Annotated in this window: 26 protein-coding genes and 1 pseudogene; 11 read left to right on the top strand and 16 right to left on the bottom strand. The window is 69.4% G+C overall.

The window, feature by feature from the left end; all coding sequences use genetic code 11:
* Nucleotides 1–69: 69 nt before the first annotated feature.
* On the bottom strand, nt 70–978 hold the full coding sequence (locus BLW75_RS21940) for an MBL fold metallo-hydrolase (protein ID WP_034310452.1): 909 nt from the start codon (nt 976–978) through the stop codon (nt 70–72).
* A 219-nt stretch (nt 979–1,197) separates the two neighbouring features.
* On the opposite strand from BLW75_RS21940, the gene BLW75_RS21935 reads away from it, so the two are divergent.
* The 3 genes from BLW75_RS21935 to BLW75_RS21925 are packed head-to-tail and all read left to right on the top strand — an operon-like array spanning nt 1,198 to nt 3,744.
* Nucleotides 1,198–2,055, top strand: coding sequence for a helix-turn-helix domain-containing protein (locus tag BLW75_RS21935; protein ID WP_034310454.1), 858 nt, complete (start codon nt 1,198–1,200; stop codon nt 2,053–2,055).
* A gap of 1 nt (nt 2,056) precedes the next feature.
* The gene (locus BLW75_RS21930) at nt 2,057–2,872 is read left to right on the top strand and encodes an SAM-dependent methyltransferase (RefSeq protein ID WP_034310456.1); all 816 of its coding nucleotides are present in this window, start codon (nt 2,057–2,059) and stop codon (nt 2,870–2,872) included.
* 14 nt (nt 2,873–2,886) lie between these two features.
* Nucleotides 2,887–3,744, top strand: coding sequence for an SAM-dependent methyltransferase (locus BLW75_RS21925; protein WP_034310459.1), 858 nt, complete (start codon nt 2,887–2,889; stop codon nt 3,742–3,744).
* A gap of 4 nt (nt 3,745–3,748) precedes the next feature.
* On the opposite strand, the gene BLW75_RS21920 is transcribed toward BLW75_RS21925, so the two are convergent.
* Both BLW75_RS21920 and BLW75_RS21915 read right to left on the bottom strand, forming a co-directional pair.
* Complete coding sequence (locus tag BLW75_RS21920) at nt 3,749–4,021, bottom strand: hypothetical protein (RefSeq protein WP_091598052.1); 273 nt, start codon at nt 4,019–4,021, stop codon at nt 3,749–3,751.
* Nucleotides 4,018–4,290: a hypothetical protein gene (locus BLW75_RS21915; protein ID WP_034310462.1), complete on the bottom strand. Its 273-nt coding sequence runs from the start codon at nt 4,288–4,290 to the stop codon at nt 4,018–4,020. Before BLW75_RS21915 ends, BLW75_RS21920 begins: the two co-directional genes overlap by 4 nt.
* A 350-nt stretch (nt 4,291–4,640) precedes the next feature.
* On the opposite strand from BLW75_RS21915, the gene BLW75_RS21910 reads away from it, so the two are divergent.
* Entirely contained in the window at nt 4,641–4,895 is a 255-nt protein-coding gene (locus BLW75_RS21910; protein WP_034310466.1) for a DUF397 domain-containing protein, read from the top strand.
* Nucleotides 4,896–4,953: 58 nt separating this feature from the next.
* Here the strand turns inward: BLW75_RS21910 and BLW75_RS21905 are convergent, their stop codons facing one another.
* From BLW75_RS21905 to BLW75_RS21885, 5 genes are all read right to left on the bottom strand, one after another.
* Nucleotides 4,954–5,502 carry a hypothetical protein gene (locus BLW75_RS21905; protein WP_034310467.1) on the bottom strand — a complete coding sequence of 183 codons (549 nt, stop codon included), beginning with the start codon at nt 5,500–5,502 and terminating at the stop codon, nt 4,954–4,956.
* Entirely contained in the window at nt 5,495–6,628 is a 1,134-nt protein-coding gene (locus tag BLW75_RS21900; protein WP_034310469.1) for a hypothetical protein, read from the bottom strand. The genes BLW75_RS21905 and BLW75_RS21900 overlap by 8 nt, the downstream gene beginning before the upstream one ends.
* Before the next feature lie 19 nt (nt 6,629–6,647).
* The gene (locus tag BLW75_RS21895; protein WP_091598048.1) at nt 6,648–7,064 is read right to left on the bottom strand and encodes a FixH family protein; all 417 of its coding nucleotides are present in this window, start codon (nt 7,062–7,064) and stop codon (nt 6,648–6,650) included.
* Nucleotides 7,061–8,509 (bottom strand): hypothetical protein, encoded by a 1,449-nt coding sequence (locus tag BLW75_RS21890; RefSeq protein ID WP_091598046.1) that lies wholly within the window; start codon nt 8,507–8,509, stop codon nt 7,061–7,063. Before BLW75_RS21890 ends, BLW75_RS21895 begins: the two co-directional genes overlap by 4 nt.
* Nucleotides 8,510–8,612: 103 nt before the next feature.
* Complete coding sequence (locus tag BLW75_RS21885) at nt 8,613–9,470, bottom strand: alpha/beta fold hydrolase (protein WP_034310471.1); 858 nt, start codon at nt 9,468–9,470, stop codon at nt 8,613–8,615.
* A gap of 54 nt (nt 9,471–9,524) precedes the next feature.
* Between BLW75_RS21885 and BLW75_RS21880 the strand changes: the two genes are divergently transcribed.
* On the top strand, nt 9,525–10,052 hold the full coding sequence (locus tag BLW75_RS21880; RefSeq protein WP_034310473.1) for a CGNR zinc finger domain-containing protein: 528 nt from the start codon (nt 9,525–9,527) through the stop codon (nt 10,050–10,052).
* 343 nt (nt 10,053–10,395) lie between these two features.
* Here BLW75_RS21880 and BLW75_RS21875 read toward each other — a convergent pair whose 3' ends face one another.
* From BLW75_RS21875 to BLW75_RS21865, 3 genes are read right to left on the bottom strand one after another with little or no spacing between them, the layout of a single operon-like run.
* Nucleotides 10,396–11,250 carry an oxygenase MpaB family protein gene (locus BLW75_RS21875; protein WP_034310476.1) on the bottom strand — a complete coding sequence of 285 codons (855 nt, stop codon included), beginning with the start codon at nt 11,248–11,250 and terminating at the stop codon, nt 10,396–10,398.
* Complete coding sequence (locus BLW75_RS21870; protein WP_198935718.1) at nt 11,247–11,795, bottom strand: TetR/AcrR family transcriptional regulator; 549 nt, start codon at nt 11,793–11,795, stop codon at nt 11,247–11,249. Before BLW75_RS21870 ends, BLW75_RS21875 begins: the two co-directional genes overlap by 4 nt.
* Nucleotides 11,792–13,174 (bottom strand): amidase, encoded by a 1,383-nt coding sequence (locus BLW75_RS21865; RefSeq protein WP_034310480.1) that lies wholly within the window; start codon nt 13,172–13,174, stop codon nt 11,792–11,794. Before BLW75_RS21865 ends, BLW75_RS21870 begins: the two co-directional genes overlap by 4 nt.
* 61 nt (nt 13,175–13,235) lie before the next feature.
* On the opposite strand from BLW75_RS21865, the gene BLW75_RS21860 reads away from it, so the two are divergent.
* Nucleotides 13,236–14,240 carry a D-cysteine desulfhydrase family protein gene (locus BLW75_RS21860; protein WP_034310782.1) on the top strand — a complete coding sequence of 335 codons (1,005 nt, stop codon included), beginning with the start codon at nt 13,236–13,238 and terminating at the stop codon, nt 14,238–14,240.
* Nucleotides 14,241–14,318: 78 nt separating this feature from the next.
* Here the strand turns inward: BLW75_RS21860 and BLW75_RS21855 are convergent.
* Both BLW75_RS21855 and BLW75_RS21850 read right to left on the bottom strand, forming a co-directional pair.
* Nucleotides 14,319–14,789: pseudogene (locus BLW75_RS21855) on the bottom strand (DUF998 domain-containing protein); the annotation flags it as partial.
* A 134-nt stretch (nt 14,790–14,923) separates the two neighbouring features.
* Nucleotides 14,924–15,697 carry a protein phosphatase 2C domain-containing protein gene (locus BLW75_RS21850; RefSeq protein ID WP_034310485.1) on the bottom strand — a complete coding sequence of 258 codons (774 nt, stop codon included), beginning with the start codon at nt 15,695–15,697 and terminating at the stop codon, nt 14,924–14,926.
* A gap of 61 nt (nt 15,698–15,758) precedes the next feature.
* On the opposite strand from BLW75_RS21850, the gene BLW75_RS21845 reads away from it, so the two are divergent.
* Both BLW75_RS21845 and BLW75_RS21840 read left to right on the top strand, forming a co-directional pair.
* Nucleotides 15,759–15,968, top strand: a complete 210-nt coding sequence (locus BLW75_RS21845) for a sigma factor-like helix-turn-helix DNA-binding protein (RefSeq protein ID WP_004559389.1) — start codon at nt 15,759–15,761, stop codon at nt 15,966–15,968.
* Nucleotides 15,968–16,492, top strand: coding sequence for a Clp protease N-terminal domain-containing protein (locus BLW75_RS21840; protein WP_034310488.1), 525 nt, complete (start codon nt 15,968–15,970; stop codon nt 16,490–16,492). The genes BLW75_RS21845 and BLW75_RS21840 overlap by 1 nt, the downstream gene beginning before the upstream one ends.
* A 43-nt stretch (nt 16,493–16,535) precedes the next feature.
* On the opposite strand, the gene yczE is transcribed toward BLW75_RS21840, so the two are convergent.
* Nucleotides 16,536–17,171 (bottom strand): membrane protein YczE, encoded by a 636-nt coding sequence (gene yczE / locus BLW75_RS21835; protein ID WP_034310491.1) that lies wholly within the window; start codon nt 17,169–17,171, stop codon nt 16,536–16,538.
* Between the two features lie 61 nt (nt 17,172–17,232).
* On the opposite strand from yczE, the gene yczR reads away from it, so the two are divergent.
* Nucleotides 17,233–18,687 carry a MocR-like transcription factor YczR gene (yczR, locus tag BLW75_RS21830; protein WP_034310493.1) on the top strand — a complete coding sequence of 485 codons (1,455 nt, stop codon included), beginning with the start codon at nt 17,233–17,235 and terminating at the stop codon, nt 18,685–18,687.
* A gap of 474 nt (nt 18,688–19,161) precedes the next feature.
* On the opposite strand, the gene BLW75_RS21825 is transcribed toward yczR, so the two are convergent.
* The gene (locus BLW75_RS21825) at nt 19,162–20,256 is read right to left on the bottom strand and encodes a hypothetical protein (RefSeq protein ID WP_241783525.1); all 1,095 of its coding nucleotides are present in this window, start codon (nt 20,254–20,256) and stop codon (nt 19,162–19,164) included.
* A 365-nt stretch (nt 20,257–20,621) separates the two neighbouring features.
* Between BLW75_RS21825 and BLW75_RS21820 the strand changes: the two genes are divergently transcribed.
* On the top strand, nt 20,622–21,095 hold the full coding sequence (locus tag BLW75_RS21820; RefSeq protein ID WP_034310498.1) for a sigma-70 family RNA polymerase sigma factor: 474 nt from the start codon (nt 20,622–20,624) through the stop codon (nt 21,093–21,095).
* Between the two features lie 24 nt (nt 21,096–21,119).
* Here the strand turns inward: BLW75_RS21820 and BLW75_RS21815 are convergent, their stop codons facing one another.
* Nucleotides 21,120–22,283: a pyridoxal phosphate-dependent aminotransferase gene (locus tag BLW75_RS21815; protein WP_034310499.1), complete on the bottom strand. Its 1,164-nt coding sequence runs from the start codon at nt 22,281–22,283 to the stop codon at nt 21,120–21,122.
* Nucleotides 22,284–22,312: 29 nt separating this feature from the next.
* Here BLW75_RS21815 and BLW75_RS21810 point away from each other — a divergent pair, with 29 nt between their 5' ends.
* The gene (locus tag BLW75_RS21810) at nt 22,313–23,611 is read left to right on the top strand and encodes a DUF445 domain-containing protein (RefSeq protein WP_034310501.1); all 1,299 of its coding nucleotides are present in this window, start codon (nt 22,313–22,315) and stop codon (nt 23,609–23,611) included.
* Nucleotides 23,612–23,837 lie beyond the last annotated feature (226 nt).

Here is a 23,837-nt window from a genome sequence, read left to right as displayed (position 1 = left end):
TTAGAGACACTCAGCGTCCCGAATGCGACATTGGGAACACCCGAGCGGCGAAACGGCAGCAGGAGCGTGTCAGGAGAAGCACCGGATCGGCGCGCCGTTGAAGGTGACCATGTCCGCCAGCGCGGCGCCCAGGTCGATCGGCGCGCCCCACTCGAGACCGTCCAGTTCGGCATACGCCCGGTGCAGGTTCGCCGGCAGCCGCTCCTGTTCGGACAGTGCCGCGTAGGGCCCGAGATCCGCTTCGTGAGCGGCCTGAAGCGGCGTCAGCCCGGCTGCTTTCCCGTAGGAAGCGAGTTTCTGCAGGAAACCCAGGTATCCGTCGACGGCGTCGATCGCTTCGGGGCCGCACACCGGGCCGTGGCCCGGCACGATCGTCTCCGGCTCCAGCTCGCGGACCAGGTCCAGCGCCTTCCGCCAGCCGGCAGGTGAGCCCATCAGCACGAAGGGGCTGCCGCCGTTGAAGATCAGGTCGCCGACGAACAGCACCCGCCGCTCCGGCAGCCAGACGAGTACGTCGTTGGTGGTGTGCGCGGCGTGTCCGGGGTGGATCAGCTCCAGCCGGACGTCGTCGGCGTGCACGGTCAGCCGGTCGTCGAACAGCACCTCGGGCGGCCGCAGCTCCAGATGGCCCCAGTCGTTGCCGGTGAACGAGTTCTCGTAGGTGTTGATCCCGGTCGCGACCATCACCTCGCGCGTCTTCCGATGGCCGACGATCGTGGCGCCGGTCGCCAGGTAGTTGCCGTTCGTGTGGTCGCCGTGGTGATGCGTGTTGACCACGGTGGTCACCGGCGCCCCGCCCGCCGATTCCGCCGTCGCCAGCAGCGCCCTGGTACGCCGTTCGGTGGAACACGTGTCGATCACCACCGTGTGATCGCCCGCGGCGACGAAGCCGCAGTTGTTGATCCACCACGAACCGTCCGGCTGGACGTACCCGAAGACACCGTCGGAGACCTGCCTGGCGAAGGGGGATTGGTCCACTCGGTCACTATGCCCGACCGGCGTGCCCGAAATGTGACGAGATCGCTCCGCCACCAGGGTGACGTACCAGGTGACTGGTGTTTTCGGCCGTTTCCTGGAACGCTGCGCAATGTCATCATCGAACCCCTCAAGGTGAAGTACCCTGGGTGGGTTCGAGTATTCGCGCGCAGGACGGCGGGCAGCCGCGGTCCTGATTATGAGGTCCGGGAGAGCAAGGCGATGGCCAGCACCGTCACCTCGCGCCGGAAGCAGCTCGGAAACGAGCTCCGGCATGCCCGCAACGCCGCGCGGATGACACAGCAGCAGGTCGCCGAGGTTCTCGGCTGCACCCAGGGCAAGGTCAACAAGATCGAGTCCGGTGCCGTCGGGGTCAAGCTCGGGGATGTGCGATCCATGCTGAACGCGTTCGGGATCAACGGTGACGAGGCCGACACGTTGATGAACCTGGCCCGCGCCGCGGCCGGGCAGCGCGGCCACTGGTCCGGCTACCGATCCGTGGTGCCCCACTGGTTCCGCACCTTCACCGACCTCGAACCCGCGGCCGCGGAGATCCTCACCTGGCACGGCGAGCGGATCCCCGGCCCGTTGCAGTCCGAGCACTACATGCTCAAGCAGTTCACCGAAGCGGGCGCCACCGACGTGACCTCACTGGTCCGCAACCGGCTGGATCGCAAGGCCGTCTTCGAACAGCAGCAGCCGCCCTACTACCGGTTCATCATCAGCGAAGGCGCCTTGCGCCGCGCTCCGGGCGGCTCCGCCCCGGCGGTGATGCTGGACCAGGTCGAGCACCTGCTGGCGCTGGAGAAGCATCCGCGCGTGTATGTGCACGTGTTGCCGTTCGGCGCGCGGCTCGCCGCGGTGCCCAACGACTTCACCATCATGCGTTTTCCCGATCGCACCAGGGATTTCGTCTACATCGAACATTCCGCGGGCGGGTTGTACCTCGACGACGTCAAGGACTTCAACATCTTCGTCGACTCCTGGGACCGGCTGCGTGGCGCCGCGCTGGAGCGCCAGGAGACCCGGCAGTTCCTCAAGGAACTCGCCGAGCTATACAGAACCCAGATGCAATCCTGAGATGGACCCGCGATTCCTGCCCGACGGCGTGGATCTCGAGCGGCCCAACGCCGCCCGGATCTACGACTGGGCGCTCGGCGGAACCGCGAACTGGGCGGTGGACCGGGAATTCGGCGAGCAGCTGGTCAAGGCGTTCCCGCTCATCCGCTCGCTCGCCAGGGCCAACCGCGCCTTCCTCGGCCGCGCGGTGCGGCATTGCGCCGAGCACGGCGTGAACCAGTTCCTCGACCTCGGCTCCGGCGTGCCGACGGTCGGCAACGTCCACGAGATCGCCGACGACGTCGACGGTGACAGCCGGTGCGTGTACGTCGACAACGAACCGGTCGCCGTGGCGCACGCCAGGATCCTGCTGGAGCGGAACGGCGATCCCGCCAGGCACGCGGTGCTCGGCGGTGACCTGCGCGACGCGGACGACATCTGGGAGCGCGCCATCGACACCGGCGTGCTGGATCCGGCGAAACCGGTGGCCCTGCTCACCGTCGCGGTCCTGCATTTCGTGCCGGGCCCCGGGCTCGCCGACGTCATCGCGCGCTACCGGCGCCTGCTGCCCGCGGGCTCCTTCTACGTCCTGTCCCATGTCACGCTGTCCGGTGTGGAAGGTGACGAGCTGGGACAGGTCCAGCGCGTCGTGAAGCAATACGAGCAGTCGAGCACGCCCGCGTCCTTCCGCGACAAGGAAGAGATCCGGGGTTTCTTCGGCGATTTCGACCTCGTGGCACCGGGTCTGGTCCCGGTCGGCGCATGGCGGCTGGACGATCCCCACTCGCCTGCGCTTAACTGCGCCATCGGCGGGGTCGCCCGCAAACCCGGTTTCTGACGAGGTGTGACGGTATGACGACGCAGCAGGACCCCATCGACCCGGTCGCCCCCGAAGGAGTCGATCTCGAACGGCCCAACGTGGCGAGGGTGTACGACTGGTTCCTCGGCGGTTCGGCCAACTGGGCCATCGACCGCGAGTTCGGCTCACAGGTGCTGAAGCAGTTCCCGGAGGTCAAGACCTTCGCCCGCGTCGGCCGCGACTTCCTCGGCCGCGGAGTGGGATACCTCGCGCGCCAGGGGATCACGCAGTTCCTCGACATCGGCTCCGGGGTGCCCACCGTCGGCAACGTCCACCAGATCGCGAGCGCGGTCAATCCGGACAGCCGTGTCGTCTACGTCGACATCGAGCCGGTCGCCGTCGCGCATTCCCAGCTGCTGCTGGAACGGGAGGGGCTGCTCGGGCGGCACGCGGTCCTGCAGGGCGACGTACGGGATCCCGCCGACATCTGGAAACGCGCCCTCGAGACCGGGGTACTCGACCCGCGGCAGCCGATCGGGCTGGTCATGGTCGGCCTGCTGTACTTCCTCGGCCCGGAGGAGCCCGTCCACGAGATGGTTCAGCGGTACCTCGAATTCCTGCCGTCGGGTTCGTACTTCCTGTCCTCGCATCTGACGGAGGACGGTGTCACCCGCAAGGAAGGCGACAACCGGGAGAACGTCCAGGAGCTGTACAAGAAGACGAGCGCGCCGTTCCATCTGCGCTCCCGCGCGGAGTTCGCCGCGTTCTTCGACGGGCTGGAGCTGGTGGAGCCCGGCATCGACTGGATGGCCACCTGGCATCTCGACGAAGCGGATTCCCGGGCGAGCGACCGGTTCGCGGACGACCCGACCTTCACCGGCGGGCTCGGCGGACTGGGCCGCAAGCCCTGAGCTGTCAGGCCCGGCCGGTCAGATGCCCGATCAGGGGCGTCAGCTCGAACTGACCTTCGAACGGCCGGCCGGTCCTGATCAGGTCCCGGTGCGCGCCGGGCGCGTCGACTTCGGAGTTCCACGGCGGCTGTTTGCGCAGCGGTGCCTGGATGAGGCTGAACCCGAACCGCTGACGCAATTCGAGCCCGATGGTGCGGTGGTGGTGCTTCGCCGAGGCCAGGCGTTCGTCCTCACGGCGGAACAGCAGCGTGGTGAGACGGACGGCCACGACGGTCACACCCCCCGGCTCGGACGCGGCAACCGCGCCTGGTCGGCCGAACCGGCGAGGCCGAGACAACGCTCACAGGGCATCCCCGAACCGACGGGTACCCATTCCAGGTGGTCGTACGGCATCGCCGCGCCGCAGCGGGCGTGCAGGAACTCGGGGTGCGAACCCCCGGTGTGCAAGTCGAAGAGATGAGCGGAGCGGCGGCTTTCGCCCGCTGTCCCGGCCATGAGCCTGCCGACGGCGAGTACCGTCGCCGGCATGGTGTCCTGAATGATCACGCTGATCCTCCCCCACGAGGTCGGCGGTGGGTGGTCATGCGCCGCGGGGTGGGTGTCCCTGCCGGTCACCTGCCGTCGGTGGCCTGCCGGAACGGCGAAACTCCCTGCTGACGCACCCGGTGACGTCCGTCGCCGGGGTGTCCGCGTGCTGCGAGCGAATCACCAACAACCGAGCCCCGGCCGCTGCGATTAATCCTACTCCTGGAATAATCTTCATGTCGAGGGTGGGCGGAGTTGATCACCCACTTGGCCGTGCGGGATAGTCCCGTTGAGGCAGGGAGAAGCCGGGACGGTGACGGTTCGCGCAGGTCGCGGTCCGCACCCCCGACCGACGTTCGGAGGTACGACCAATGGCCGATTATCCATCGGCGGCGGATTACGATCCGACCACGGCCGTGTCGCTGTTCGACGACTCCGCGTGGGAGAAGTCCTTCGCGAGTGAGCCCAACGGGGGGAACTGCGTCGAGGTCAATCTCGGCAAGGAAGGCCTGGTGGGGGTCCGTGACACCAAGCTGGCCCAAAGTCCCGTCTTCGTCTTCGATGCCGGTGAGTGGAACGCCTTCCTCGTGGCGGTCAAGGCCGGACAGTTCGATTTGAGTCCCTGACGAAAGGCTCGCGTGCCCATCGGGACACGCGAGCCATCCGATCTTCGGTCACTTCGAGTCACACCGTGGCGGGGAGCCCGTTCCCTCGCAGCCTGGATTTCGTCCGGCGCCACGCGACGGCGATCAGGACGGCGAGGACGATCAGCGGGATCAGGCTGATCGACCAGCTCACCGCCATCGGCGGTCCCGGCTGTTCGAGCACCGCCAGATCCCGCAGTTCTCCCGTGCCCTTGCCCGCGGGTCCCTCGATCTCGAACCGGAACGTCCACGAGCCCTGCGTCTGCAGGGCGCGGATGTCCAGTCCCCACACCTCCAGTTTCCGCGGATGCTTCGCCAGCGGCTGCGGACGGCCCAGCCGCCCGGTCTCCGGATTGACGAACGCGAGCGTCCCCGACTTCCCGGCGATCCCGTCGTCCGGGATGAACGTGAAGTCCAGTGATTGCATGGCGCGCAACGGCCAAGTGCTGAAGCCGACCGTCATCCCGTACGGTCCGACCTGGACCCGTTCGGTGTGGACGATGTTCACCGGCTCGTAGGCGTTCGCCGCGGGCGTGGTCGCGAACAGCAGGCCGATCGCCGCCGCCAGTGCCAGCAGTGTCTTACGCATGCGCGTTGTCCCCCTTCGCCGGGGCCAGCAGCCCCAGCATCCCGCCGAAACGCCATCCGGCGAACCCGCCGAGCAGCCCGATCACCGCGCCGGCGGCGCCCGTCGCGAACACGACCGCCCACGGCATCCGGTCGGCGCCGTAGACGATCGCGTTCTGGATCGGCATGCTCGCGCCGACCAGGAGCCCGCCGATGCCGCCTGCCAGCACCGAAACCCGGCCCGCGGACCAGCCGCGCCGGGAAAGCAGGTAGACCGCTTCGAGCACGGCCGCGATGGGCAGCAGCGCCATCGGCATCATCGAGGGCATCGCGGGCACGCCGTCGATGTAGTCGCGCATCGGCAGGCCGACGGCGCCCGCGTACGCCTCGGCGGCCCACGGCGAGAACCACCAGGTGATCGCCTGGATGACCGCCAGCGCCGCGGCGACCCGGACCGCGCCGCCGGGCCGCGCCCAGAATCCGGCGCCCGCGGAGACCAGCAGCACCGAAAGCAGCGCGATGCCGACGGAGACGACGTCGAGCCCGTCGACGTCGATCTGCTGCAACCCCAGCACGGTCACCGTGCTGAACGCGATCAGCACACCGAGGCTGCCGACCACGCCGACGGTGCCCCACCGGTGCTCCCGCGCGGCCGCGAACACCATGACCGTCCCGATGATGCTCAACGTGATCGACAGCAGCAGCCCGATATGCGGCGGTGAGTCGATCACCGCGTCGAAGCCGTAGAGACCGTGCCACCACTGGTCCCATAGGCCGTACAGCAGGAACATCGCCGCGCCGGTGCCGGTCACCAGATAGCCGGCCGGGGCGGCGAAGACCTTGCCGAAGACGTTGATCGCCCGGCCGCCGACGCGCGCGTCGACCGGGCGGCCCGCCCGGCGTGCGGCCGTGGTCATCAGCACGACCACGAGGCTCGCGAGCCCGGAGATCGCGCTGCCCGAATACAGGAACAGGTGCGGCATCGTGAAGAACGTGTCCGGGCCGACGTCGCCGTGCCATTGGATGTCCCAGGTCAGCCCGATCAGCGAGATCACCGATCCGGCCAGCACGGTGCCCGCCGGTACGAGACCGGTGCGTTCACTGCGTGCCACCGAGACGGTCCTCGCCCCTCCCGCGGTGAGATCCATACCCCCGACCTCCCTCTCTTTACTTGACCAGCAAAGGAAAAACGTGCTGCGTGGCGCCGGACGGCCCGCGCAGTGAAACGGTGATCTCCCATTGCCCCGACATCGGCAGCAGGACGTCGCCGGTGCGGAACTTCCCCGGTGCCTCCGCGATCGCGGGCGACGGGGCGAGCGCGTGCCCCATCTGCGGCATCACGGGTTCGAGGGTGACGACGTCCGGCGTGGCGCCCGTGACGGTCAGCGCGAAGACGTTGCCGCCCTGATGCGGGTCTTCGACCGACAGCTGCACCGTGTACGGGCCCTGCGTCGAGCGCTGGACCTGCGCCCCGCCGCCGCTCGGCCACACCAGCCAGGCCACGATCGCCACCGCGAGCACCGCGACCACGGAGATCAGCAGGACGGGCTTGTGTCTGTCCACTGTGGAATGCTCGGTGCTCACTGCGGTGCCCCTTCCGCCGGAACTTCGATCTGCATGGGCACGGTCAGCACCGTGTAATCGCGTTCGGCCTGCAACCAGATCCGGTACTTGCCGGGCGCTGAGAAGGTGTAGGTGAACGGGACGTCGGGGCCGTACGCGGCGACGGTCTCATCCGGTTTCCCCGGCATCCCAGGGGACTGCGGGATCATCGAGTGCACGTGGGCCCAGGTCGGCGCGGCAGCGGCATCCGCGCCGACCCGGCTGTCGCCGGTGATCGGGCCGACGACGATCAGGTGGCCTAGCATGCCCAGCCAGGGTTGGAGATCCGCCTTCCCGAACCGCGCGGTGATCGTGGTCGGTTTCCCCTGCCGGATTTCGACGTCGATCGGGTTCCCTTGCACGACTCGCTTTCCCGCTCCGGCGGGAACGGGTTCGGCGGGGGAGGCCGTTCCGGTCGCGACGCTCAGCGTGGTGCGGGCCAGCTGCACGCCGCCGCCTCGCCGGGCGAGTTCCGCGGCGACGGCGTAGGTCCCGGCCTCGGGCGGCGTGAACTTCACCCGGTAGTCACCGGGGCCGAACCGCACCGGATGCAGATGCCACAGCCTGCCGGTCGGAGAGATGACGACAAAGTGGATCAAGGCGTTGTCGTGCACCAAAAGGTCGTCGACGGGGCGGCCGGTCGCGCCGTCGGCGACGGCGATCCGGACCTCGGTGAGGGCGCCTGATCGCGCGTTCGGCGAGTGCACGGCCAGATTCACCGGCGGCCGGGAGAAGTCCACAGTGGACATCTGCGCGTTCGCGTACGGGTCCCGGATGTTGTCGATCGTCGGGTCCAGCTCCGTGCCGGGCGCGGGCGGCGGCGGGGTGGACGCGGAGAGCATCGCGCCGGTGATCGCGACCGCGAGCGCGGCGACCATCCCGCCGGCGGGGATCAGCGCGAGCTGCGGACGGCGCACGCGCATCGCGACGACGAGACCGAGCACCAGGAACACACCCGCGGCGACGAAGCCGCCGAAGGTGGCCTTCTCCCACGGAGGGATGACCCTGGCCGGGACGATGAACGGGATCGACGCGGTGTCCGTCCCGTCGTCGAGGCCGAGCTCCCACGGTCCCGGCTGGTCGACCTGGAGCCGCGCGGAATGCGCGCCGGGTTTGCCGTCCAGCCGGACCGTGGTTTCGGAAAACGTCGTCCCGGCGGCCGACGCGCGCAGTTTCAGTGTTCCCGGCGCGCTTCCGGTGTGCGTCACGACGTCGACGTGCAGCGGCCCGGGCGCGATGTCCATCCGCCGCAGGATGACCGTGAGATCACGGGTGCCGAGCGTCTGCGCGACTTGGACGTCCGCGCCACTCGAAACGCCATCCGCCTGGGCTGTGCCGCCCAGCAGCAAGGACGCCAGCGCGCAGAGCACGAGTACGCGGGCGATGACCAACGGCGTCGTGCGCCGCCCCCTCGGTGAATTCCCCATCCCGCCCGAAGTTAACGACGATGGTCTCCGAAAGCGTCACGGCGCGGGGTGAACCGGGGTCCCCCGTAAAGGGGACGGCGGCCCTTACCGCGGATGGGGGGTTTCAGCTGAGTAGAAACGGTTTCAGGTTTTCCAGCAGGGCGCGAGGACGTTCTTCGGCGAGGAAATGGCCGCATTCTTCGATCGCCGTACCGGAGACGTCGTTCGCGTAGTCCTTCCAGATCTCCAGCGTCGGCAGCTTGCCCAGCAGACCGCTCGCCCCCCACAGTGCCAGCACGGGAAGTTCGAGGCGGCGGCCCGCGTCGAAATCGGCGTCGTCGGCTTCCGCGTCGTGCGGGAACGAGGCGCGGTAGTCGTCGAAGCCGGCTCGCAGGGCGCCCGGTGCGGAGAACGCGCGGACGTATTCATCGACGGCCTCCCGGCTCAGGCCCTGCCGCTGATGGGTCCAGCGTTCGAAGAAATAGCCGAGATAGGCGGCGATGTCCCGGCCGGCGAGCAGTTCCGGCAGATCCGGCTGAAGGTGGAACAGCCAGTGCCAGTAGGCGCGGCCGATCTCGGTATCGAGGCGTTTCCAGAGCTCCCTGGTGGGGATGATGTCGAGGGCGGCGAGCCGGTCGACCTGATCGGGCCGGTCCAGTGCCCAGCGGTGGGCGACCCGGCCGCCGCGGTCGTGCCCGACGACGGACACTCGCTCGAAACCCAGATGTGTGGCGAGGGCGGCGACGTCCGCCGCCATCGTGCGTTTGTCGTAGCCGTCGCGGGGCTTGTCCGATTTGCCGTAGCCGCGCAGGTCAGGGGCGATGACGGTATGCGTTTCGGCCAGTTCGCCGATGATCTCGTGCCAGCAGAAGGACGTCTGCGGCCAACCGTGCAGGAGGAAGAGCGCGGGGCCCTCTCCGGCGCGCAGGTAGTGCAGGCGGATGCCGTTGACCGAAGCGGTCTTGCTTTCTAACCGGTTCATGGGGTTAGAAGGTAGACCGATGTTCTAACCGATGGCAAGGGTTAGAATCATCGGATGGAGTGGGTCTTCGACGGCGGGCGACCGTGTCTCGACCTCGTGAACACCGTGCGCGAGCGGCACGAGGACGGCCGGGAGCTGCTCACCGACCCGGCTGCCCTCGCGGAATGGCTGCGGCTCATGGGCTTCGCCGTCACCGAGGCGAGCGCGGGCGAACTGTCGGCCGCGCGGGTGCTGCGGGAAGCCGTCGACAAAGTGCTGTTGGGTGAGCCGCGGAGCGCGGATGTCCTTCTTGTCAACGAGATGGCGTCCGACGCGCCGTCGCCGTGGCTGCGTTACGAGGACGGCAAGCCGGTGAAGGAGCTGAGGCCGGTGTCGGTCGTCGCCGCGCTCGGCGCGCTCGCGGCCGACACGATCGACCTCGTGACCGAGGACATCGCGGTGCGGATCTGTGCCGCCGACGATTGTGGCCTGCGCTTCTGCGACGCCTCGCCCAGGCGTTCGCGCCAGTGGTGCTCGATGGCGCGCTGCGGCAACCGGGCGAAGGCCCGCGCCCACTACGCTCGCACCCGGAAGCGCGATTAGAGGACTATTGAGGGGTAAGTCAAACGTGGCGTGTCGCCGTAGAGGGCTCGCCTGCTGGACCTGACGCGCCCATAACTGTCCACAAAGGATGCCGATTCCGCCATTTGTGTCTGATTTGGGCGCTTTGTGCGGGGGTCGTGAGTGGTAATGATCGTTCTAACGCTCTTTACCACTCACGACGGGCACACTATCGGCGCAATTTATCCCTTGTGGACACTTCAGACCTGGGAGCCCGCAAGTCGGTCCGGAACCCTGCTGTCCAGGGTGGCCCATCTCATGGCGAAGTCGACGAAGACGGCCTGTGCGACAGGGATTCGATCACGCCACGTTCGACTTACCCTCACTAACCGCCGCCGAGGAAACGGTACGCGCGGGGGTGGGCTCGGAACCAGACGTTGAGCCTGCCGATCCGGCGCACGAGCGAAGACCGCAACGTCACCGGCACGAGCCCGCCGACCAGCCGCACCGCCGCGCGGAACCGGTCGAACCGGCGCTGGTCCCGGTCTGTCCACTGTAGACCGAGGCGCTCACGGAACGCGGGCGGCAGCGTGGCGCGGATGACGAACATCTGGCCCCGATGCTGCCACCGCTGGAGCCGCACCCACCGTTCGTCGGGCAGCCATCGCCACGGCTTCTTCACCGTGCGGATCGTTTCGAACAACGTCGAGATCGTCTCGTTCGGGCCGAAACCGTCGAGCATCTCCGCGTAATACCGCTCGAATTCCGGCCATGTCGGTGGCATGTCCTGCTCTCGCAGACCGAGAAGCCGTCCGACGTCGCACATCTGCGCGTAGTACTCGTCCAATTCGGACGAAGTCATCGGAGTGCCGTAGAACCGTTGTGTGTCAACGGGAACCATGACGAGCGTGGCGTGAACCCAGGCGTAGGCGTGCGGGTTCAGCGCGCTGTACCGGCGGCCCTCGTCGACTCCGGTGAACGACCGATGCAATTCGCGCAGCCGGTCCGCCTCGTACCGCGCCCCCTCGGGGCCGCCGTACACGTAGATGGACAGCGACGCGGCCGTGCGCATGAGGCGGGTCCACGGATCTTCGACGTAGTCGGAGTGATCCCGCACCCCGGCCGCGACGACCGGATGCGCGACCTGCAGGACCAGCACCTGGCCCGCCAGCAACCCGGCCCGGAAGTCGCCGAAGTACCTCCACGCCGCCGTCCCCTTGACGATCGGCGGACCGCTCATGACGCGCCGCGGACGAGCATCATCAACGACTGCGCCACCTCGACGCCGTCGTCGCCCGTGGCCAGCCGGCGCAACTGGAGGCCGGCGATCAGCGCGACGACCGGGCCGGTCAGCCGCTCCGGCGACGGCACGCCGAGCGTTTTCAGGATCACCAGTGCCAGCTCGTCGTAGGCGGCGAAACAGCGGGCGGCCGCGTCCTGAAGCCCGGGGTCGCGCGCGGCCTGCAGGTACAGCTCGTGCGCGCCGAGTTCGTCGGTGCCGAAGGGCAGCTGCGCGATGACCTGCTCCACCACCGACGCGGCCTGCTCGACGCTCAAGCCCTGCTCTCGGTACTCGTCGACGAATCCGGTCAGCTTCGTGGTCTCTTCTTCGACGAACAGCAGCATCGCCTCGCGCAGCAACGCGGTCTGGCTGGGGAAGTGGTAGGTCAGCGTGCCGAGCGAGACTCCGGCCGCGGTCGCGATCCGGCGGTTGGTCAGCCCGCCGACGCCCTGCTCCCCGACCACCTTGAGCGCGGCGTGGAGAATGGCTTCGCGGGTGTTCACCAAGCGGTCTCGGGTTTGCGGTCCTGCCACCGTTCGACCTCTTCCAGTTGCGCGGCCAGCGAGATCAGCCGTTCCTCGGCGTGCGAAGGGCCGAGCAGCTGCCCGCCGAGCGGCAGTCCTTCCCGGCTCAGTCCGGCGGGGACGTTGACGCCCGGCCAGCCCAGCACGTTCCACGGCCAAGCGTAGGGGCATGCGGCGATCATGGCCTGGTCGGTCTGCCAGCCGGTGAGCTTGTCGAAAGTGCCGATCCGGGGCGGCGGCGTGGCCGTGGTCGGCGTGAGGACGACGTCCACCCGGCCGAACACCGAGCCGATCTGCCGTTGCAGCAACGGTTCCGTGGCGCGGGCGAGCCGCAGGGCCGGTCCGGCCAGCGCCGAGCCCTGCCGGGCGTTGGCACGCGTGCGGGGATCGAGCCGCGCCTGGTCCGGGACGCGACGGGACCAGTCACGCACGCCGACGAGCGAACGCGGCAGGAAGGTGAGGCCGATCAGCCGGTAGTCAGGCTCGACCTCGACGATCTCGTGGCCGAGTTCGGCGAACCGCTCCGCGAGCCGGACGACGGCCGCGTGCGCTTGCTGGTCGAGCCGGGTTTTCGTTGCGGTGAAAGGGATCCTGATGGAGAGCCCGATCCGCAGGCGGCCCGGTTCGCGGCGGGCGGCCGCCTGGAACGCGGTGCCGGTCCCGGCGGCGACGTCGAGCAGCAGGGCCGCGTCGGCGACGGTGCGCGCCAGCGGGCCGACCACGGTCAGCCCGTGGAAGAGTTCGCGTTCGGTCGGGACGCGGCCGCGCTGCGGTTTGATCCCGACCAGGTCGGTCCATGCGGCCGGGATCCGGATCGACCCGGCCCCGTCGGAACCCAGCGCGGCGGCGATCACCCCCGACGCGATGGCCGCCGCCGCGCCGCCGGAGGAACCGCCCGGAGTGCGCTCGGTGTCCCACGGATTGCGGGTCGCGCCGAACGCCGGGCCTTCGGTGAACGGCCACTGGCCGAGTTCGGGGGTGTTGGTCTTGCCGATGAGCACCGCGCCCGCCCGGCGAAGCGCGGTGACCGGCGGGGAGTCCGCGGTCGCGACGGTGAAGTCGCCTTCGCAGCCGAACGCCGTCGGCAGCCCGGTGACGTCGAGGTCGTCCTTGATGGCGGTGGGGACACCCAGCAGGGGAGCGGTCTCGCCGGCGGCGAGCCTTCGGTCGGCTTCCTCAGCCTCGCGAAGGGCTTCATCGGCGCGAAGGCATTTGAAGGCGTTGAGAACGGGCTGGCTGGCCTCGGCTTTTTCGAGTGCCAGACGCGTGAGCTCGACCGACGTCGTGGCTCCGGTGGCGAGCAGTGAGGCCTGTTCGGCCAGACCGGTGAACGCGAGGTCCGCCTTCGAGGTGGTCATGGGCTCCCCCTGAATGTCTCGTTCGTTCAAACGAACGATACCACCGGGTAGCGTGACGTTCATGAACCTCGATCGCTTCCCCCGCGTCGACCTCGGCGGCTACCCCACGCCGCTGCATCCGGCACCGCGGCTGGGCGAGGCCCTCGGCCTGCCGAATCTGCTGCTCAAACGGGACGACGTGCATCCGCTCGGCGTGGGCGGGAACAAACTGCGCAAACTCGAGTTCCTGCTGGGCGCGGCGATCGAAAACGGCGCCGACACGGTGATCACGTTCGGCGCGCTTCAGACCAACCACGGCCGCCAGACCGCCGCGGCCTGCGCGAAGCTGGGATTGCGATGCGAGCTCGTGCTGACGGCGAAGGTCCCTCGCGAAGGTGACGCGTACGAACGGTCCGGCAACGTGTCCCTCGACCATCTCTTCGGTGCGAACGTGCACATCTGCCGCGACGGCGAGGAGACCGGCAGGACCTACGAGCGGCTGATCACCGAGGCCGCGGCCGAGGGCCGCGAGGTGGCCACGTTCCCGGTCGGCGGTTCCGACGGCGTCGGGGCGCTCGGGTACGTGGCGGCCGCGCGGGAACTCGCCGGGCAGCTCGGCGAGCTGGGCATCGCCAAGGCGCGGCTGGTCGCCCCGCACGCCAGCGGTGGGACCTCCGCCGGGCTCGTCGTCGGAACGGCGGACCTCGACTGGCTGACGCTGGACATCGCCTGCGTCAGCCATCCGGTCGACGAGGCCCTCGACAACCTGGCCGACCTCACCATCGCGGCGTCCGTGTTGCTCGGGAGCGAGCCGCCGTCACTCGACGGCCTGCGCATCGACGACCGCACGATCGGCCCCGGGTACGGGATCCCGACCGCCGGGACGTGGGACGCGGTGCGGCTTTTCGGTCGTACGGAAGGGATCGCGCTCGATCCCGTGTACACCGGCAAAGTGGGCGCCGCGCTGATCGAGTGGGCCGCTGAAGGCCATTTCGCGCCCGACGAGCACGTTGTCTTCCTGCACACGGGCGGGCTGCCCGGTCTCTACGGCTACGCCCCCGAATTCGCCGACGCGGTGCGCCGCTGACGCGACCTTCAGCATCCCGGCGATCAGGATCACGTGCGCCACCAGCGAAACCCGCTGCATGACGCCGACCGGCGCGATGTCGGTCAGCGTCTTGAAGAACGGGATGTCGGACAGGCGAACGAAGATGAAGCTGAGCCCGAAGACGACCAACCCGGCCGCGCTGCCCCACGCCAGGCGGCCGACCAGCTTGGCCGCCGGCGTGCCGCGCAGGTTGTCGCGCAGGGTGAACCCGGCGGCGGGCAGGCTGAGAAACGCGATGAGACAGGCGTACAGGTGGATCTCGCCGCTGACCGGATCCGGGAACTCGGGGTAGCTCGCCGGGAAGATCGCGGCCGCCGCCAGCCCGAGCGACCACAGCACGAACAGCAGTTTCGTGGTGCGGCTGAGCGGGACTCCGGCCGCGGCCAGCGCGCCGAGCGCGGTGAGCGAGCCGATGGAAAGGGAGAGCACGCTGGCGCCGAGCATGCCCGTGCCGCGATCGACGTAGGCGTAGCTGGACAGCGTGTCGAACACCGGATCGCGTGAGCTGATCAGGTGGAGCACGACCATGGTGAACAGTGCCCAGCCGATGGCCGCGGCCGACGCGATCAGCCAGGGCTTGGCCCGCGATCTCTCCCCAGGGAACGTCATGCGTTCAGCCTGCTCGCGCGGGTGGGGATTTCCGATCCGGGAAGCCCCCGGTTTTACCCTGGGGCTACCCCGAAGTCGACGAGTACCAGTAGCTGGTCATCGTGCCTTTTCGCGCGGGGCCAGCGCTCGCCGTCCGGGTCCTGTTTCTCCGCCGTGCGCACCGCGTCGAGGACGGCGTCCGGCCCCCTCTCCCGGCTGATGGCGAGCACCTCCGGCCAGTCGAAGAGGTCGTACTCGTCGACACCGATCGAGACGCCGTCGGTCGCCAGCAGCAGGGCGTCGACCTCCGAGCGCGGCCAGCTTCGCCGGACGGCTTCGGCCGCCGCCCTCGGTTCGGCTTCGGCGACCCAGAAGCCGTCCGGCGCGTTGCGTTTCACGCGGACGTCGGCGCCGGTGCGGAGCTGGCCGCTTTCCCGCAGCGAGACGAGCCTGTCGTCGGTCAGTGGGTCGGTGCCGGAGGGCCCGAAGGCGATGATCGGGCTGTCCGCGAGCACCAGCCCGTCGACGGTGTCGTCCGTCCAGCGCGCGATCGCGACCGTGCTCGACGGCGATCGTCCCGGTTCGAGACCTTCGCGGCGGGCGACGTCGGCGATCGATTCGGCCAGCAGCACCCCGAGATCCGCTTGGGGTTCCGCGGTCAGCGCCCGCGACAGGCTGTGCACGAGCAGGCTCGCGTACCAGCCGCCGGACGGCAGATCCGGCCGTGGCGCGGTCGCCCCGTCGAGCACCACCACGGCGTTGCCGAGTACGGCGACGTGGTCTTCGGTCGGGCGCGTCGCTCCGTCCGCGCCTACTCCGTCCCTTTCCGCCACTGCGATTTCGACCATGACCCGACCCTAACTGTCAACTGAGGTTGACGCGGGCGAGATGTCAACGTAGGTTGACGTCATGACCGAAGCGACAGATCTGGCCGCGCGAGCCGGCGACCGCGATCCCCGGGTGGGATTGCGCGCCGTCGCCGCCTTGCGCCGGCTGTTGGAACAACTCGAGGCCGTGCAGGTCCGCAGCGCGCGGGTGCACGGCTGGTCCTGGCAGGAGATCGCGGCCGAGCTGGGGGTCAGCAGGCAAGCGGTGCACAAGAAGTACGGGAGGCACTGATGTTCGAACGCTTCACCACCGAAGCCCGCGATGTCGTCGTCGGGGCTCAGCGCGTGGCGTCGGACGAGGGATCGGGGAACGTCGACGCGCTGCACTTGCTGACGTCCATCGCGCGGCACACCGGCGTGCTCACCGCGCTGGGCTGCCCGGCGGACGAACTGGCCGACGACCTCCGGCGCGTCCGGCGGCGTGGCGGGATGAGCGACGCCGACGTCGAAGCCCTGAGCGGGTTCGGCATCGACGTCGAGCACATCGTCGAGCGGGTCGAGCAGACCCACGGCCCCGGCGCGCTGACCGGCGGACGGCGCGCCGGGCGCGGCCATCGGCCGTTCACACCCGAGGCGAAGAAGGTGCTGGAGAAGAGCCTTCGCGAAGCCATCGATGTCGGCAGCAAGCGCATCGATGGCGAGCACCTGCTGCTCGCGATGACCGCCGTCCCCGGTGCCGCGGCCGACGTGCTCGCTCAGCGGGGCATCGACTACGTCGCCGTCCGGCGCCTGCTTGAACAACGGGAGGCGAGCTGACTACCTCGTGAGTGGTAAGGACGGTTAGAACCGTCCTTACCACTCACGAGGTCGAAGAGCGCTCCCGCCAGATGACGTACGGCAGAAACGCCTGCGTCAGCGGTCCGATCGTGAGCGCGTACAGGACCGTGCCGACGCCCACGGTGCCGCCGAGCAGCCAGCCGGCGGCCAGAACGGTGATCTCGATGAGCGTCCGGACGAGCCGGATCGACTTGCCCGTCCGGGCCGAGAGCCCGGTCATCAGGCCGTCGCGCGGTCCGGGGCCCAGCCGGGCGCCGACATAGACCGCGGCGCCGAGGCCGTTGAGGACCACGCCGGCGACCAGGTTGACGATCTGCCAGCCGAGCACGTCCTGGTCGGGCAGGAAGATCCGCACGAAGTCGACGGTGAGCGAGATGACCACGATGTTGGCGACGGTGCCGATCCCCGGCCGCTGCCGCAGCGGGATCCACAGCAGGAGCACCAGCACCGACGCGATCGCGGTGACCGTGCCGAACGAGAGGCCGGTGATCTTCATCAGCCCTTCGTGGAGCACGTCCCACGGGTCGAGGCCGAGCCCGGACCTGGTCAGCATGGCCATGCTGCCGCCGTAGAGGACCAGCCCGGCGACGAGCTGCACCGACCGGCGGGTGGTGTCCTGGGAGATGCCGACCGGTCTGAGATCGAGTTTGAGTGCCACGCGTCCACCATCAGGGGTAAGTGGCTACCTTGACCATGGCCAATCTGGAACAATTGGCCTTATGGAACCGCTGATCCCGCTGACTGGACGCGTTTCGGGTGCGAAATTGGCCCTTTTGCTGGGGAACTGGCGCCAAAGTGGTTCTCGACACGGTGCCGCGGATCTCGCGGCGGCCGTCGAGCTGCTGGTCCTCGACGGCAGGCTGCCACTCGGCACGAAACTCCCGGCCGAACGCGAGCTCGCCGACGCGCTGGAGGTCAGCCGCACGCTGATCGGCGCCGCGCTGGACAAACTGCGGGCCGATGGTCTGGTCGCCAGCCGTCGCGGGGCGGGCTCGTGGATCGCGTCTCCCGGCGGCCGGGGGCGGAGCGCGATCCTGCCGACCGGCGAGGACCTCATCGACCTCGCCCAGGCCTGCCCGCCCGCCGTCGCCGGCCTGGTCCCGGCCGTGGACGCCGCGCGGAAGGCGCTGGTGGACCACCTCGGCGAGAACGGCTACCAGGTGCGTGGCCTGCGGATCCTGCGCGAGCGGATCGCCCGCCGCTACACCGAACGCGGGCTGCCGACCAACGCCGGCCAGGTGATGATCACCAACGGCGCGCATCACGCGTTCGTGCAGGTCCTGCGGATGCTGGCCGGTCCGGGCGACCGGGTGCTGGTCGAGCAGCCGACATATCCGAACTCGCTGGAGGCCATCGGCGCCGCGCACGCCATCCCGGTGCCGGTAGCCCTGGATCCGGCCACCGGTTGGGACATCGTCGGCATCGAGGCCGCACTGCGGCAATCCGCGCCGAGGCTCGCGTATTTCGTCGCGGACTTCCAGAACCCGACCGGCCTGCGCATGGACGCCGACAGCCGTCAGCGCCTCGCGACCGCGCTGAACCGCGCCCGGACCCCGGCGATCGTCGACGAGACGCTGGTCGAGCTGGACCTCGAAGGCGATCCGGCCGACGGGCCACCGCCGCTGGGCGCGTACCTGGGCGACCTCGGCATCACGATCGGTTCGGCGTCCAAATCACATTGGGCGGGCCTGCGGCTCGGCTGGATCCGCGCTTCCGAGGACGTCATCGGCAGGCTGATCGCGGCCCGGTTCGCCGTCGACCTGGGGTCGCCGGTCTTCGAGCAACTCGTCCTCGCCGAACTGCTCGACGACGGCGGGGCCGCGCTGGCGCACCGCCGTCAGGAGGCGCTGGCGTTGCGGGACGCGCTGACCGGGGCGCTGAACTGGTACTGCCCGGAGTGGACGTTCACCGTGCCGCGGGGCGGGCTTTCGCTGTGGTGCCGTCTGCCGGAGCCGATGAGCACGCGGCTGGCCGTCGCCGCGGCCGGGCACGGAGTGCAGGTGGCGCCGGGTTCGCGGTTCGGTGTCCACGGTGGACTGGAGCGCTGGCTGCGGCTGCCGTACGCGCTTCCGGCCGAACGGCTTTTCGAGGCCGTGCGGCGGCTGGGCACGGCCGCCGCCTCGCTGGCCGCGACCCCGGCCACGGCCGCTCCGGTCGCCGTCCAGGTCACCTGACTTCCCGCATTTCGTCCTCTGAATGCGGGAGCTGGAAACGGAAATAGCCGGTGCGCTGGCGGGGCTGCCGATGCTCCAGGGAGGGCATCGGCGCCGCACGACCAGCGCACCGGCTATCCGGCCCGCCCCGAGGCCGAAACCTCGGGACGGGCACCGCGGCGGTTACCCGGCACAGCCCCTCGACGTGCCGGGAACCGCCCGCGGTTCAGGCGGGCTTCGAGCTTGGCCGGCTCCTGCTCGGCGCGGTGAGCAGAAGCCCCCGAAGTCCACCCGGTGCTGGTCCCGGCGCCGCAGGGGCAGCGCGGCGCCGGGGCCGGGATCCGAACCGGCCGGGCGCGGTCGGCCGTTCGGAAAGACAAAGGGGATGCCTGACAGAGGGGCAGGCGAAAGCGGCTTGTGCCGTGGGGTCAGCGGACGTCGAAACCCGAAGTTGATCTTGGTTTGGACGTGGTTCTCCCCGGCGACCCGGTCAGGTCAGTCGGGGGAGGTGGCGGGAAGCGCGGCTTCCCTGCCGGTGCGCTCGCCTTCGTGGTCGCAGCCGGATCCGAGGAGTTTCAGCTGCGTGGCGGGCACGCCGGAGTCGAGAACGGCGAGCGGCCCGCGGCCCCCGCCGGTGTTGTCGTGCCCAGGTTGGGCGGTCGTCGTTGGCGCGATGGGGGCCACCGGGGTGCTCGGCAGGCCACCGCCGCCGCCCGAGCCGCCGCCGTCCGGGGACGCGTGCGTGTCGGATTCGGCGGGCGCGGCCGGAGCGGGCTGGACGTCGGTCTTGACCCGGACGGGCAGCGTGACGCGGTGGTGCTGGCTCGCCGTCACCGGAGCGGGGCTCTCGGCGGGGACGGCAGGACGCGGGGCCGGAGCGGCAGGCACGGGGGCGTACTCCGTGACGGCCTTGGCCGGGACGGTGATGGTGACCGAGCCGCCCGCCGACTCGCCGGAGCCGCCGCCGAAGACGGGGTCGAGCATGTCGCCGGTGCCCGGCAGGATCACCGGGGCACCCGCGCCGCAGCACGGATCCGGCGTGAGGATCGGCGTGACGATCTGGTCGCCGATTCCGTCTACGACCCCGCCGACGGTCTGGACGACACCGCCGACCGTGGTCGTGACGACATTCAGCACGCCGCCGATGAGGCCGCCCAGCAAGCCGTTGGACGCCTGGGGGGTCGCGGTCTTCGTGGCCGGTTCCGGAGAAGAAGTCTTCTCGACGGAACTCGCGCTCGAAACCGCCGCTTCCTCCACAGTGTCCTCTGGGGCCTCAGGCTCCTCGTGCGCAACGGGAGCGGGCTCTTCTGCAGCGGATTCGGTGGGTTCAACGGGTTTCGCGGTTTCGGTCGTGGCGGAGTCCGAAGTGGACTCAGTGGGCTTCTCGGGAGTGCTCGTTTTCCCTGACCCGGTTTCGTCCGCGGGCTGGACCACGGAGGTCTCCGGCGTCACGGGCGGCTGTTCGTCGGCCGAAGCCGGGGTGCTCAGCACGGCGCCGAGGATCCAACCGGTGAGCACGAGTCCGCCCGCGAAAAGGATTCGCTTCGGGGCGGTGAGGCCGCCACGGCGCACGACTGCCGTACCACTCACAGCAATCACCACCGTCCGCGCCTGAAACCCACGTTTCCCGCGTGAGTTCGATCTTGCTTGGGGTCTCTTCCGGCCAGGTCGCAGTTCCCCCGGGGCTGCACCAGTTTTAGCACCGGAGGGGAGTGTTTCACTTCAGCCGCCGCCGATCCAGCCCGTTAGGCGGAACGACGCAACCGGCTCCGGTGCCTGGAGTACCGAAGTTGATCACTCTCGGTATGGGTCGAGCGGCCATCCGGGGACGGGTGGAACTACTCAAATCCTCGGTGACCTGATGTTTTCCGGATCCTCGCTGCGGTGCGTGCCGTCGAAGTCGCGTTCGGTGATCGGCGCGGCGGCCGCGAGCCGCCGGGAGGGAAGGGTCCGGGATGTGGGACGTGAACGCGCTGTCGGCGGCGGTGCTCAGGGCGTTGAAGGCGTATCGGCTGAGCGAAGCCGATGCCATGGACGTCTGTCAGGACGCGTGGCTGGACCTGCTTCGCGCGCCCGGCGCACTACGCGACGAAGCGAAGCTCGGTGCTTGGCTGACGACCACCGCGCGGCGCCGCGCGCTCCGGATGATCACCAGGAACAGGCGCGAAATGCCGCGCCCGCTCCCCGAGGCGGAGACGACCCCGGAGGCCGAAGTCGTCCGCGCCGAACGTGACCGTGCGCTCTGGGCGGCGGTCGATCGGCTGCCGGAGTCGCATCGGCGAATGATGCGGCTCCTCGCGTACCGGCCGGAGCTGTCCTATGCCCAGCTCGCCGGGGAGCTGGGCATCAGCCCGGCCAGTGTGGGCAGGCTGCGAAGACGATGCCTGGACCGGCTCAAAAGGACCCTCGAAAAGGGCGGCTGGGCGTGAACGGTGCCGTGAACATCGGACGAGTCACCGAAGTTTGCGCAATCGGGTGACCGCTTCGTCGATGACCTCGTTGCGTTTGCAGAACGCGAAGCGCAGAAGGTGTTTCCACTCTTCCGGGTGATCGGTGAACACCTTTACGGGCACGGCCGCCACGCCCACCCGTTCGGGGAGCTCCCAGGCCAGTTCGGCGGCGTCGTCGAAGCCGAGCGGCCGGACGTCGACGCAGACGAAGTACGTCCCGGCGGTCGGCCGGACCGCGAACCCGGCCTCCGCGAGACCCGACGCGAGCCGGTCCCGTTTGCCTTGAAGGCTCGTGCGCAGGTCTTCGGCCCACGGCAGTTCGTGGTCCAGCGCGTGGGCGACGGCGGGCTGGAACGGGCCGCCCGAGACGAAGGTGATGAATTGCTTCGCCGCCTTCACCGCCGCGACCAGCTCTGGGCTCGCGCAGACCCAGCCGATCTTCCAGCCGGTGCAGTTGAACGTCTTGCCCGCGCTGGAGATCGAGACGGTCCGGTCGCGCATGCCGGGAAAGGTCGCGAGCGGCAGGTGCTCGGCGTCGTCGAAGACCAGGTGCTCGTACACCTCGTCGGTGATCGCGATCAGATCGTGCTCCACGCAGAGCGCGGCGACGGCCTCCAGTTCCGCGCGGGTGAAGACCGTGCCCGTCGGGTTGTGCGGCGAGTTGATCAGGATCGCCCTGGTCCGGCCGGTCACCGCGGCGCGCAGGCCCTCGACGTCCAGCGCGAACCGGCCGTCGCGTTCCACCAGGCCGACGACACGCCGCTCCGCACCCGCCATGGCGACCGCGGCCGCGTACGAGTCGTAGTAGGGCTCGATGACGATGACCTCGTCGCCCGCCTGGGTCAGCGCGATCAGCGACGCCGCGATGGCCTCGGTGGCGCCGGCGGTGACCAGGATCTCCGTGTCCGGGTCGTATTCGACGCCGTAGCGGAGACGATGCCGCGCGATCGCCGCGCGCAGCTCCGGCCGTCCGGGACCCGGCGGGTACTGGTTCGCGCCCCCGAACAGCGCGTTCTTGGCGGCGTCGAGCATTCCGGCGGGACCGTCGGTGTCGGGAAAACCCTGGCCGAGGTTGACGGCTTCGTGGCGGACGGCCAGTGCCGTCATCTCCGCGAAGATGGTCGACGTGAAGGGCTGGAGGCGGGGTACGAGGACAGGTTCGCGCACGATGAGCCATCCTCACGGACAATGGCGGTGTGGAGCAACTGACGCCCGCCAAGGTGACCCCAGCCGATCCGCCCGGTGGAACCGCCGCCGAGGACGAGAAGCGCCGCGGCCTGCGCAAGATGAAGATGGTCGCGCTGTCGTTCCTGCTCGGCGCGACGGTGATCTTCCTGCTGACCAGCTGGGCCGAAGCCGCCGGCTGGCCCGCCTGGGTCGGCTACGTCCGCGCCGCCGCCGAAGCCGGGATGGTCGGCGCGCTCGCCGACTGGTTCGCGGTGACGGCGCTGTTCCGGCATCCGCTGCGGATCAAGATCCCGCACACCGCGATCATCCCGAGCAAGAAGGACGCCCTCGGCAGCAGCCTCGGTGACTTCGTCGGCTCGAACTTCCTGTCCGAGACCGTGGTCCGCGAGAAACTGAGCCGGATCGAGGTCTCGAAGCGGCTCGGCGGCTGGCTCTCGCAGCCCGCCAACGCGGAGCGGGTGACGTCGGAACTGGCCACCGTCGTCCGGGCGGCGGTCAAGGTGCTCCGCGACGAAGACGTCCAGGCGATCATGGAACAGGCCGTGGTCAAGCGGATCGTGGACAAGCCGTGGGGCCCGCCGCTCGGCAAGATCCTGGCCGGGGTGTTCGCCGACGGGGCGCACCACAAGCTGGTCGACCTGATGTGCGACCGCGCCTACGAATGGGTGCGGGACAACCACACGACGATGCTGCGCGTGGTTTCGGACCGGGCGCCGAGCTGGTCGCCGAAATTCGTCGACGAGATGCTTGCGGACAAGGTCTACGGCGAGGTGCTGTCGTTCGTCTGGGCGGTGAAGACCGACGTCAACCACCCCATGCGGCTGGCGCTGGACAAGTTCCTCGGCGAGTTCGCCCAGGACCTGCAGACCGACCCCGAGGTGATGGCGCGCGCCGAGCAGGTCAAGTCCCAGATGCTGGGGCACGACGAGGTGCAGAAGCTGATCGGCTCGGCGTGGGCGACGGCGAAGGAGATGCTGCTCAACGCCGCCGAGGACCCGTCGAGCGAGCTGCGGCGCCGCGTGCGCACCGGCCTCGAGTCCCTCGGCGGGCGGCTGGTCTCCGACGACCACATCCGGTCCAAAGTGGACACCTGGGTGGAGGGTGCGGCGGCCTACGTGGTCACGCACTACTCCAAGGAGATCACCACGATCATCACCGACACCGTGGAGCGCTGGGACGCCGAGGAGACCTCGCGCAAGATCGAGCTCCAGGTCGGCCGGGATCTGCAGTTCATCCGGATCAACGGCACGGTGGTCGGCGCGCTCGCCGGGCTGGTCATCTACGCGGTCGCGCAGCTGCTCTTCTGAGCGACCGCGCCTATACCACACTCCGGAGGCCTCACCGGGAGTTGTCCACAGGAAGTGGAGTCATCCCCAGGGTTATCCACAGCTTTTCACGTTATTGGCCTAACGGTGTGCACAACCCCTGGGGGTAACTCCGGGGTGGGTGACACCAGAAGTTGTGGTCGTTCGGGTGCCTCGGGTTCCCGGGGTGGGCGGTGCCGGGGTTGCGAAAGTGGCTTTCGCAACGTTG

This window comes from Amycolatopsis lurida, assembly GCF_900105055.1.
Lineage (GTDB): Bacteria > Actinomycetota > Actinomycetes > Mycobacteriales > Pseudonocardiaceae > Amycolatopsis > Amycolatopsis lurida.
The sequence above is the reverse complement of the archived record's forward strand: the minus strand, read 5'-3'. Positions and strand labels throughout refer to the sequence as shown.